The sequence below is a fragment of the Providencia sp. R33 genome (genome assembly GCF_019343475.1).
In the GTDB taxonomy this organism is placed as follows: Bacteria; Pseudomonadota; Gammaproteobacteria; order Enterobacterales; family Enterobacteriaceae; genus Providencia.
Genome location: NZ_CP072453.1, coordinates 3687354 through 3698646, shown reverse-complemented (window position 1 = coordinate 3698646; position 11293 = coordinate 3687354). Strand labels below are relative to the sequence as shown.

The 11293-nt window shown below is 44.8% G+C and carries 9 protein-coding genes; 4 read left to right on the top strand and 5 right to left on the bottom strand.

Going from position 1 to position 11293, the window contains the following annotated elements; all coding sequences use genetic code 11:
- Window positions 1–64: 64 nt before the first annotated feature.
- A complete protein-coding gene (locus J6836_RS17425; protein WP_255586252.1) occupies window positions 65–832 on the top strand; it encodes a GNAT family N-acetyltransferase in 768 nt (255 codons plus the stop codon).
- Here the strand turns inward: J6836_RS17425 and fdhD are convergent.
- Window positions 829–1659, bottom strand: coding sequence for a formate dehydrogenase accessory sulfurtransferase FdhD (gene fdhD / locus J6836_RS17420; RefSeq protein WP_219245166.1), 831 nt, complete (start codon window positions 1657–1659; stop codon window positions 829–831). The genes J6836_RS17425 and fdhD overlap by 4 nt on opposite strands.
- Before the next feature lie 173 nt (window positions 1660–1832).
- On the opposite strand from fdhD, the gene fdnG reads away from it, so the two are divergent.
- The 3 genes from fdnG to fdoI are packed head-to-tail and all read left to right on the top strand — an operon-like array spanning window position 1833 to window position 6492.
- On the top strand, window positions 1833–4880 hold the full coding sequence (gene fdnG, locus J6836_RS17415) for a formate dehydrogenase-N subunit alpha (RefSeq protein ID WP_219245165.1): 3048 nt from the start codon (window positions 1833–1835) through the stop codon (window positions 4878–4880).
- Between the two features lie 11 nt (window positions 4881–4891).
- Entirely contained in the window at window positions 4892–5839 is a 948-nt protein-coding gene (gene fdxH / locus J6836_RS17410) for a formate dehydrogenase subunit beta (RefSeq protein WP_219245164.1), read from the top strand.
- Window positions 5836–6492 (top strand): formate dehydrogenase cytochrome b556 subunit, encoded by a 657-nt coding sequence (gene fdoI, locus J6836_RS17405; protein ID WP_219245163.1) that lies wholly within the window; start codon window positions 5836–5838, stop codon window positions 6490–6492. Before fdxH ends, fdoI begins: the two co-directional genes overlap by 4 nt.
- 52 nt (window positions 6493–6544) lie before the next feature.
- On the opposite strand, the gene J6836_RS17400 is transcribed toward fdoI, so the two are convergent.
- From J6836_RS17400 to J6836_RS17385, 4 genes are all read right to left on the bottom strand, one after another.
- Window positions 6545–7195 carry a YoaK family protein gene (locus tag J6836_RS17400; RefSeq protein ID WP_219245162.1) on the bottom strand — a complete coding sequence of 217 codons (651 nt, stop codon included), beginning with the start codon at window positions 7193–7195 and terminating at the stop codon, window positions 6545–6547.
- A gap of 124 nt (window positions 7196–7319) precedes the next feature.
- A complete protein-coding gene (locus tag J6836_RS17395; RefSeq protein ID WP_219245161.1) occupies window positions 7320–8807 on the bottom strand; it encodes a mannitol dehydrogenase family protein in 1488 nt (495 codons plus the stop codon).
- Window positions 8788–10203 carry an MFS transporter gene (locus tag J6836_RS17390; protein ID WP_219245160.1) on the bottom strand — a complete coding sequence of 472 codons (1416 nt, stop codon included), beginning with the start codon at window positions 10201–10203 and terminating at the stop codon, window positions 8788–8790. Before J6836_RS17390 ends, J6836_RS17395 begins: the two co-directional genes overlap by 20 nt.
- Window positions 10204–10263: 60 nt before the next feature.
- Complete coding sequence (locus tag J6836_RS17385; protein WP_219245159.1) at window positions 10264–11277, bottom strand: Zn-dependent oxidoreductase; 1014 nt, start codon at window positions 11275–11277, stop codon at window positions 10264–10266.
- Window positions 11278–11293: the final 16 nt, after the last annotated feature.

Sequence of the window (11293 nt, the reverse complement as noted above, 5' to 3'; positions counted from 1 at the left end):
ATTTAATATTTCCCTATAATGCATCGCTTAATAAAATAACCTATAAAAATGGATGAGCAGAAAAATGTTAATTAACATATCCAGTTACGCACAACGTCCTGACCTTCTTAATGAATGCGAGCAATTTCTCGATAAACTGTGGCCACAGTTTATGAGCGAATCCGCCATTAGTGATGAATATTGGGAAAGGCTTGATGGTGAGCCAGATAGCCAGTTTCAATTTATTGCTACTGTGAATGATAATGACGAAGAAAAGGTCATTGGTATTATTCGTTCCGTACCATTTTTATGGTCAGATGATGATTTTACTAAGCTGGCAGAGATGGGGTGGGATGATATTTTCAACTTTGCGATGGGAAATCAAGGCAGTGGTGAATCGTATATTTCTGCGTTATCTGTAACCGTTGACCCGCAATATCGTGGCCATCAAATCCCCGCTTTATTGATCAATGCATTAAAACAAGCCGCAAAAGCATACGGGGCAAAAGCGATTATCGTCCCTGTACGGCCAACATTGAAGCACCGATATCCATTACAGGATTTTGACTCATACTGTGCGTGGAAAAATGCGCAGGGGGAGCCTTTTGACCCGTGGATCCGTACACATTGGCGATTAGGGGCGACTATTTTAGGTCCAGTCTATCGTTCGATGGTGATCCAAAGCTCAATCACTAATTGGGAAATGTGGACAGGAATGCGTTTTCCACAGTCTGGTGAATACATTGTCCCTAACGCATTGGTGCCAGTTATTATTGATGTGGAACGCCAGCAAGGTGAGTATATCGAGCCTAACCTGTGGATGCTGCACCCACTTTCAGGCTCAACATGTTAATCCGTAATACGGCAGCCATGGGTAAACACTGTGGCTTTCCCTTGGCGGCAAAAACCGACTAACGTTAGGTTGGCTTTTTCTGCGACTTCGATGGCAAGTGCGGTAGCAGCGGAAACGGCAAACAGAATTTCTGCACCGCAGCTTGCGGCTTTTTGCACCATCTCATAACTGGCTCGGCTGGAAACTAATACTGCACCCTGCTGCCATTGATGGCGGCTTTTCATTCCCAAAAGTTTATCAAGGGCGACATGGCGGCCAACATCTTCACATCCACCGACTAATTGGCCTTCTGGGGATATCCATGCGGCGGCATGGGTGCAACCTGTCAGTGCGCCAATTTCTTGCACTTTTTTCAGTTCATGTAGGGCATTATCGAGGTGCGATAAAGAAAAAGTTTGGGTAAAAGGTAGTGGTGCGATAGGTTTAAAAATCTCATCAAGTTGCTCTGTACCACAAATACCACAGCCTGTGCGACCCGCTAAATTACGGCGACGTTCTTTGAGCTCCATGAAGCGGCGGCTGGATAATTCCACGTGAACTTCAATTCCCCGATTGCAGCCTTCAACGATATCAATTCCGCGAATTTCATCACTGGACTGTATTATTCCCTCGGAAAGAGAAAATCCGACAGCGAAATCCTCAAGATCTTTTGGGGTTGCCATCATTACCACATGGGAAATGCCATTGAACACTAATGCAACAGGATATTCTTCTGCAACGTAATCTTTTACTGGTGAGTTGAGGTTGCTTTTTTGTTGCACAATTGTGCTATTTAAGCCAATCATTTTGGTGATTTTGGAGTCATTTGTAGTATTTGTTTCATACATTAGATGAATTCCTAGCATTAATGATACATAATATTAATTATGGGTAAAAAGAATTTACACCATTTGCCGGGCAATGAACCCGGGACGTAAGGAAGACGTTGAATAAGAACAGTTTACCTGATTATCGCAATTGACGTTAGGTAAACATGAGCAATGTAAATGAGGAGATCCCCATGCAAGTCAGCAGAAGGCAGTTCTTTAAGATCTGCGCTGGCGGTATGGCAGGTACGACGGCAGCGGCGTTAGGTTTTGCACCTGCAACCGCGTTAGCGTCAACGCGCCAGTATAAATTACTGCGTGCGAAGGAAACCAGAAATACCTGTACCTACTGTTCTGTCGGCTGTGGGCTGTTAATGTACAGCCTCGGTGATGGCGCGAAAAATGCAAAAGAGAGCATTTTCCATATTGAAGGGGACCCGGATCATCCGGTAAACCGTGGTGCACTTTGTCCGAAAGGTGCTGGACTTATCGATTTCATCCACAGTGAAAGCCGCCTGAAATACCCAGAAGTGCGTGAAGCGGGTACAAATGAGTGGAAACGTATCACGTGGAACGACGCATTTGATCGTATCGCTAAGTTGATGAAAGAAGACCGCGATGCGAACTACATCGAGAAAAATAAAGACGGTGTCACCGTTAACCGTTGGCTGACCACAGGTATGCTGTGTGCATCAGCAGGAAGCAATGAAAGCGGTTTTGTTACACAAAAATTTACCCGCGCTCTCGGCATGCTTGCCGTAGATAACCAAGCGCGTGTCTGACACGGACCAACGGTAGCAAGTCTTGCTCCAACATTTGGTCGCGGTGCGATGACCAACCATTGGGTTGACATTAAAAATGCAAACCTAATCGTTGTTATGGGTGGTAATGCGGCAGAAGCGCATCCAGTCGGTTTCCGCTGGGCGATGGAAGCTAAAATCCATAACAAAGCCAAATTAATCGTGATTGACCCACGCTTTACCCGTACTGCGGCAGTGGCGGATTTTTACACGCCTATCCGTTCTGGTACTGATATTGCGTTCTTATCAGGTGTTATCAAATACTTACTGGATAATGAAAAAATTCAGCGTGAATACGTGGAAGCGTATACCAATGCGAGTTTAGTTATCCGTGAAGACTTTGGTTTCGATGATGGCCTGTTCACGGGTTATAACGAAGAAAAACGCCAATACGATAAAACCACGTGGAACTATGAGATGGACGAAAACGGCCTTGCGCTGCGTGATCCAACTCTGAAACACCCACGTTGTGTACTGAACTTATTAAAGGAACACGTTAGCCGTTATACGCCAGAAGTGGTGAATAACATCTGCGGTACGCCAATCAAAGACTTCTTACAAGTCTGTGAATACCTTGCAGAAACCAGCGTAAAAGATAAAACAGCGTCGTTCTTATATGCGTTAGGTTGGACTCAACATACGGTGGGTGCGCAAAACATCCGTACGATGGCGATGATCCAATTGCTGTTAGGTAACATGGGAATGCTGGGTGGTGGTGTTAACGCACTGCGTGGTCACTCGAATATTCAAGGTTTAACGGACTTAGGTTTGCTATCTCAAAGCTTACCGGGTTATCTGACACTGCCGTCAGAAAAACAAACCACGTTAGAAACCTATTTAGCAGCCAATACGCCGAAAGCAACAGTTGCAGGCCAAGTGAACTACTGGGGCAACTACCCGAAATTTTTCGTCAGTATGATGAAAACGTTCTACGGTGATAAAGCGCAGAAAGAAAATAGCTGGGGCTTTGATTACCTGCCTAAGTGGGACCAAGGCTACGACGTACTGCGTTATTTCGAGATGATGGATAAGGGCGAAGTGAATGGCTATATCTGCCAAGGCTTTAACCCGTTAGCATCATTCCCGAATAAAAATAAAGTGGTTAAGTCGCTGTCAAAACTGAAATACTTGATCACCATTGACCCGCTGAATACTGAAACGTCGAATTTCTGGCAAAACCACGGTGAAATGAATGATGTGAATCCAGCGGAAATTCAAACGACAGTATTCCGTCTGCCTTCATGCTGTTTCGCGGAAGAAAATGGTTCGATTGTTAACTCAGCGCGCTGGTTACAATGGCACTGGAAAGGTGCAGATGCACCGGGTGAAGCCATCAGTGATGGTGAAATCCTGTCGGGTATTTTCCACCGTTTACGCCAAATGTATGAAAAAGAAGGTGGCGCAGTACCTGAACAAGTACTGAGCATGACATGGGATTATTTAGATAGTGATAACCCAACACCGGAAGAAGTGGCACGTGAAAACAATGGCTACGCACTAGTTGACCTGAAAGACGCTGACGGCAACGTCATTGTGAAGAAAGGTGAATTGCTGAGCTCGTTTGCCCAGTTGCGTGACGATGGTTCAACGGCGAGTGGTTGCTGGATTTTCGCTGGTAGCTGGACACCGAAAGGTAACCAAATGGCTAACCGTGATAACTCTGACCCAACAGGTCTGGGTAACACATTAGGTTGGGCATGGGCATGGCCTTTGAACCGTCGCGTCATTTATAACCGTGCATCGGCAGACCCAATGGGTAAACCGTGGGATCCGAAACGTCAAATCCTTGAGTGGGATGGCAGCAAATGGACAGGGATGGATATTCCTGACTATAGCAATGCGCCTCCGGGAAGTGGTGTTGGTCCATTTATCATGCAGCCTGAAGGTATGGGACGTCTGTTTGCACTGGATAAAATGGCCGAAGGTCCATTCCCAGAGCACTACGAACCTATCGAAACGCCGCTGGATACTAACCCACTGCATCCAAATGTGGTGTCTAACCCTGCGGCTCGTGTGTTTAAAGACGACTGGGCGCAAATGGGTAAAGCGACAGAATTCCCTTATGTGGGAACGACTTATCGCTTAACAGAACATTTCCACTATTGGACAAAACACGCCCTGTTGAATGCCATCATTCAGCCACAGCAGTTTATCGAAATTGGTGAGCGCTTGGCGAAAGAAAAAGGCATCGAGCAAGGTGATACGGTGAAAGTGAGCTCTAAACGTGGCTACATTAAAGCGAAAGCGGTGGTCACCAAACGTATTCATACGCTGAAAGTGGCTGGAAAAGATATCGATACCATCGGTATTCCAATTCACTGGGGCTTTGAGGGTTTGGCTGTGAAAGGCTTTATTGCGAACACCCTAACACCGTATGTGGGTGATGCGAATACACAAACACCGGAATTTAAATCATTCCTTGTTAACGTGGAAAAGGTGTAAGGAGATAAATTATGTCAATGCAATCTCAGGACATTATTCGTCGCTCTGCCACCAATTCCCTGACTCCCGCGCCTCAGGTGCGGGATTATAAGGAAGAAGTCGCAAAGCTTATCGACGTAACGACCTGTATCGGCTGTAAAGCCTGTCAGGTCGCGTGTTCCGAATGGAACGATATCCGTGACAAAATCGGCACCAACGTTGGGGTGTATGACAACCCAACGGATTTAACCGCGAAGTCATGGACGGTAATGCGTTTTTCTGAAGTTGAAGAGAACGATAAATTCGAATGGCTAATTCGTAAAGATGGCTGTATGCACTGTGCTGACCCGGGTTGTTTGAAGGCGTGTCCTTCAGAAGGCGCGATTGTTCAGTACAAAAACGGTATCGTTGATTTCCAATCAGAGCACTGTATTGGTTGTGGTTACTGCATCGCGGGTTGCCCGTTTGATGTACCACGTATCAATCCAGAAGATAACCGTGCATACAAATGTACGCTGTGTGTTGACCGTGTTGAAGTGGGTCAAGAACCTGCGTGTGTGAAAACATGCCCAACGGGTGCTATTCACTTCGGTACTAAAGAAGACATGATTGGCATGGCGGGTGAGCGTGTTGAAGAGCTGAAAACTCGTGGTTATGCAAATGCAGGTTTATACGACCCCGCGGGTGTTGGTGGTACGCACGTGATGTACGTCTTGCACCATGCAGATAAACCTCAGTTGTATCACGGATTGCCGGAAAACCCGACAATCAGCCCAACAGTCACTTTCTGGAAAGGTATCTGGAAGCCATTAGCTGCGGTTGGTTTTGCTGCAACATTTGCAGCGGCCATCTTCCACTATGTGGGTATTGGTCCAAACCGCGTCTCCAAAAAAGATGAAGAAGAAGCTTTAGAAGATTTGCATAACGCAATGTCATCTGATGATACTTCCAAATCAAAAGAAGGGGAGAGTCAGAAATGATACCAGATGATAACGACAAAATTATCCGTCATAAGCCGATTGAAAGGATCAATCACTGGGCGGTTGTGATTTGCTTCTTGTTCACTGCAATCAGTGGCTTAGGGTTTTTCTTCCCATCGCTAAACTGGTTCATGAACATTTTAGGCACGCCACAGCTGTCGCGTATTTTGCATCCATTCGTGGGTACGGCGATGTTCTTGCTGTTCGTCTTCATGTTCTTCCGTTATTTCCACCATAACTTCATTAATAAAGAAGATATCAAGTGGGCAAAAAATATCGGTAAAGTACTGAAAAATGAAGAAGCGGGTGATGTAGGTCAGTATAACCTCGGTCAAAAAGGGGTGTATTGGGTGGTCACTATCTGCTTATTGGCGCTGGTGGTCACCGGTGTCATTATGTGGCGCCCATATTTTGCTGAATACTTCCCAATCCCTGTGTATCGTGCAGCGATTCTGATCCACTCACTCTCTGCGATTGCGTTGATCATTATGATTGTGGTTCACGCTTACGCGGCGATTTGGGTGAAAGGCTCAGTTCGTGCGATGGTCGAAGGCTGGGTAACCCGTGGTTGGGCAAGAAAGCACCATCCACTGTGGTACCGCCAACTTCTTGAAAAAGAAAAGCAAGAAAAACAACAGCAAGAGAAAAACTAAGTTTTATCTTTTCTGTTTAAAAAGCCCACAATTGTGGGCTTTTTTTTATCTATTAATCGGTTATGGTCAGGCTATAGACAAAAGCCAGTGACAACAGTATCAACACAAAAGAAAAACCGAGGAATTGGTAATTAACGGATAACACCCCGCCCGTGAGTCCCCCAAAAACAAAAGATAACACAGCGAGGAATAACACTTTTTTGCTGCTATCACCTTGTACATTTTTTAAAAAGGCATTGATGCAGGATGTCGTCATCCCTGTAACATAGGTTGAGTGAATGCCTACCGAGCCGGCCTTGTTAAAAAAGCCATTTTGTAACCCCATTGATAAACTAATGATAAATATTACGATATTGTCTGAATAGACGGTATGGGCGAAGAAATAGAGCGCAAACACTCCAGTAAATAATACAAGTGATAAACCAATCAGAAAACGGTAATCACGCAGTGAATTATTTTTTAATCGCTGCCATGAACCAAAGCAGGTTCCTAGAAAAAAGCCGCAAATAGAAACCGCAGAAAGCAGTAGCATTGGCCAATCCAACTTGGCGAGGTACACCATGCTTAAAATACTGTTCCCTGTCAGATGCCCGGTGAAAACTTCGAAAATCACGAAAGAGCAGGCATCGACAAACCCGCCAATAAAGGCCAATAAGAGGAAAAAGGGGGTATGGGAGTTGGCTTCAAATTGGAATAATGACATGGTTATTTTGCCGCTCATCAAAATAGATAGTGATGGTGAGTATATGCATTATTTGAGAAATAATAAAAAAACCTGATACGCAGAGTATCAGGTTTGAGAGTTAACGACGCTTATGAGCAAATAATTACAGCGAATGTTCGCGGTTTAATGCTTCAATGGTTTTTTTCGCACCGTTATCACGCAGTGACAGATAAAACGCAGTCACTTTTTCAGTGAATAACGGGTTGTTGACCAACTCTTGGGTAAACAAACTTTCCAGTGAAAGCAATGCCTTAACGCGGTTTTCATCATCCTGACTTTGCGCCACCAGTTCAGCCAGTTTAGCGGCCTGTGGGTCACTCACTTGAATATCCGCACCCTGATCATCTTTTCCACTGACATATCGCATCCACCCTGCAACGGCTAATGCTAAATAATCAAATGATTGGCCATTTTTCAGGTGAATTTGAATCGAATCCAACAAACGTTGAGATAGTTTTAGGGTTCCATCCATCGCAATTTGCCATGTACGGTGTTTGAGCCCTGTATTTTTAAAGCGTTCAATTAACGCGTTTGCATACTGAGGTAAATCGACATTTTTAATGGAAAGTGTCGATGCTTGCTCATTCACCATCAAATGGTAAGCCGCTTTTTCATAAGCACTGTCTTGCATACATTCATTAATGTACTGATAGCCTGCTAAGTATCCCAAGTAAGCAAGGAATGAGTGGCTGCCGTTTAACATGCGCAGTTTCATTTCTTCAAACGGGATAACATCCGCGACTAACTGAGCTCCTGCTTTTTCCCATTCTGGGCGGCCTGCAACAAAGTTATCCTCTACCACCCATTGCTTAAAAGGCTCACAGGCAATTGCGACTTTATCAACAACAGTCCCTAGCTGAGATTGAATTTTCTCTGCGGTTTCAGGGGTCATTGCAGGTACAATTCTATCTACCATGGTTGAAGGGAAGGTCACATTTTCTTCAATCCATTTGGCTAACTCAGGGTCACGCTTTGCCGCCATCGCAAGGATAACATTTTTCGTAATATGTCCATTTTCGGGCATATTGTCGCAGGACATCACGGTAAATGGTGCTAACCCTAATGCTTTGCGGCGACTAAGCGCTTCAACAATCACGCCAGGCAATGATTTAGGTGCTTCAGGGGACACTAAATCATGTGCAATAGCGGGGTTATCAAAATCAATTGACCCAGTTGATGGAACGTAGCAATACCCTTTTTCTGTAACCGTCATGGAGACGATAGCAATATTTGGGTCTAACATACGATTGATAACAGCATCAATACCGTGAATGGTTGGGTGTAATGCCTCTTTCACGACGCCAACGGTACGGGTTTGCCAGTTATCACCTTGCATTTCAACAACGTTATACAAACAGTCTTGAGCCAGTAAATCTTCGATTTGCTGCTCGCCACCCACTAAGTTAACTTCACAAAATCCCCAATCACTTTGGTGATCCGCCGCTAAAATGTCTGCAAAGATGGCTTGGTGGGCGCGGTGAAACGCGCCGAAACCCAAGTGAAGCATTTTAACGTTAACCTGATTTCTATCGTAGTTAGGCACTTTGATAGTCGCAGGGAGTTGATTTAGGTTATTGATTGACAGTTGCATATTTGGCCTTACCTTTACTTTTTTGTTGCTCAACTTCTTCAACCGCATCCAGTGGGCTGGTTAAGTCACGGTCTTTCACTTCAGGCATGATGATTGCGGTAATTAATGAAATAGCTGAGTAGATAATGATCATGATAGCGATCGGCCACCAACTTCCTGTAATACTGCAGAAGATACCTGCAAGCACAGGGCCCAAGCCGGAAGCGATTAACCCACCAATTTCTTTCGCGACAGCCATACCAGTGAAGCGGTTACGTGAGTTGAACATTTCAGCCATCGTAATATTTTCGAGCGCAAATAATCCGAGAACTGAACAGTTGTGAACAATAATAATACAGATGGTGATTAAGCTGACACTGTTGGCCCCGTTAACGATGACAGAAAGCATCGGGTAGGCGAGCAGCATCGCGGATAAGCTAAGGATAATATAAGGAATACGGCGACCAAATTTATCCGATAGCAGGCCAATCACAGGGATTGTGAGGAACCCGACAATGGAGCTGATCATGATCGCATCAGTTGGAATGCTTTTATCGAATAAGAGACTTTGAACTAAATAACCCGCAAGGAACGTTTGGATAAGCCCTGAGTTACCCGCTTGACCAAAACGGATACCTGTTGCCAGCCAAAATGCTTTCGTTTTGAACATCGCAAAGAAACTTTCTTTTGGTGGAGCTTGAACGGCAACTTTCGTTTCTTGCTCTTCCGCATTTTGAACTTTCTCAAATACTGGGCTTTCTTTGAGGTTCAGTCGCAGCCAGACAGCAAACAGCATCACAACAAAGCTTGCTAAGAATGGTACACGCCAGCCCCAAGCCAGTAAGTCTTCTTTGTCTAACCAGAAGAACATGAATGCCCAGATAGCGGTTGCGCTCAGTGTTCCACAGTTTGTTCCCAAACCAACCAGTGAAGCGACAATACCGCGGCGGCCTTTTGGTGCATATTCAGCGAGCATGGTTCCTGCGCCTGAAATTTCGGCACCAGCACCTAAGCCTTGAATAATACGCAAGAGAACTAACAGTAAGGGGGCGAGGATACCAACTTGTGCGTAAGTCGGTAATATCCCAATTAAGGTAGTACACACCCCCATCATGGTGATGGTAATGAATAACACTTTCTTACGACCGATTCTGTCACCCATTTGACCAAAAAATACGGCACCGACAATACGAGCAACATATCCCGCACCATAGGTACCCATCGCGAGAATTAATGCCATTGATGCTGATTGTTCAGGGAAAAAGATTTGGTGAAAAACAAGTGCTGCGCCTAACGAGTAAAGCTGAAAATCCATAAATTCGAGGGCGGTTCCAAGCCAACCAGAAACAGCAGCTTTGGTGAGGTCCCCAGAGCTACGTTCGACTTTCCCTGATTGGTCTATCGACTGAGTATTCATATTATTATCCTATTAATCACGTCGGGTAGTATTTAAAATAATTATTTTTTTGTAATAAAATTAAAAGGTTAAAAGAATTTTACAGCAGGTTTTTTGGTCTTTCTCAAAGGTCAAAATTGCATCTTGTGCCTCAGTGAATGGGAACTGATGGGTTAAGATTTTGGTTGGATCAATCTTGTTAGACTCAATCCAGCTAATCACCTCTGGGAATTTTTTCGCATTCAGGCGTGAAGAGAATAAAGAGATCTCTTTACTGGTAATGCTTTGCTGTGTCACGGAACTTGGCTCACTCGAGAATCCCATAATAGATACTCTCGCGGCAGGAGAAGCAATCAAAATCGCTTCTTGTAAAATAGCAGGGTGGCAAGCGGCATCTAACACAACTGTTGGGCGTAGATTTAAGGCCTTAAGTTGCTCAGGAAGTGGCGTTTGTGAGTTATCAATGACGATATCGGCTCCACAAGCTGTTGCTCTGGCTAATCGCTCAGCAACGCGGTCAACCACAATTAAGGTTTTGACTTGGTACACACCTTTTAAAACTTGTGCGCATGTTAGTCCAATTGTGCCTGCGCCATACACTAAGGCGACATCGTCTTTGGTTGGATGAACATGTGAAGTCACGTTGGCGGCGATAGAGTAAGGCTCAACAGTGACTGCACACTCATCACTGATTGAATCAGGGATGGTATACGCATTGGCAGCAGGTACCGTAACATACTCTGTAAAGCCACCATCAGTATGAACGCCTAAGACTTCTAAGGTTTCACAGACATTTGGTTTACCAATTGAGCATGGATAGCAATGACCACAACTGAGCACTGGGTCGATAGAGACGCGTTCACCGATACGTTTGCTATCCACACCGCTACCGACTTTTTCAATCACACCAAAGAATTCATGGCCGATGACACGAGGGTATTTTGCAAATGGATTATGACCACGATAGATATGGCTGTCAGAACCACAGATACCTGCTAAGCGAACTTTGATTCGTACCTGATTTTCAGCAGGCTCTGGGATCGCACGCTCTTCAATTAATAAGGTGTTCGGTTCTTTTATCACTACAGCTTTCATATTTAACTCCGAATTA

What these genes read in the sequence shown, in the direction of transcription:
- J6836_RS17400 (WP_219245162.1), bottom strand. Translation starts at nt 7,195, where the DNA reads ATGTCATTATTCCAATTTGAAGCCAACTCCCATACCCCCTTTTTCCTC.
- J6836_RS17385 (WP_219245159.1), bottom strand. Translation starts at nt 11,277, where the DNA reads ATGAAAGCTGTAGTGATAAAAGAACCGAACACCTTATTAATTGAAGAG.
- fdoI (WP_219245163.1), top strand. Translation starts at nt 5,836, where the DNA reads ATGATACCAGATGATAACGACAAAATTATCCGTCATAAGCCGATTGAA.
- J6836_RS17425 (WP_255586252.1), top strand. Translation starts at nt 65, where the DNA reads ATGTTAATTAACATATCCAGTTACGCACAACGTCCTGACCTTCTTAAT.
- J6836_RS17395 (WP_219245161.1), bottom strand. Translation starts at nt 8,807, where the DNA reads ATGCAACTGTCAATCAATAACCTAAATCAACTCCCTGCGACTATCAAA.
- fdhD (WP_219245166.1), bottom strand. Translation starts at nt 1,659, where the DNA reads ATGTATGAAACAAATACTACAAATGACTCCAAAATCACCAAAATGATT.
- fdxH (WP_219245164.1), top strand. Translation starts at nt 4,892, where the DNA reads ATGTCAATGCAATCTCAGGACATTATTCGTCGCTCTGCCACCAATTCC.
- J6836_RS17390 (WP_219245160.1), bottom strand. Translation starts at nt 10,203, where the DNA reads ATGAATACTCAGTCGATAGACCAATCAGGGAAAGTCGAACGTAGCTCT.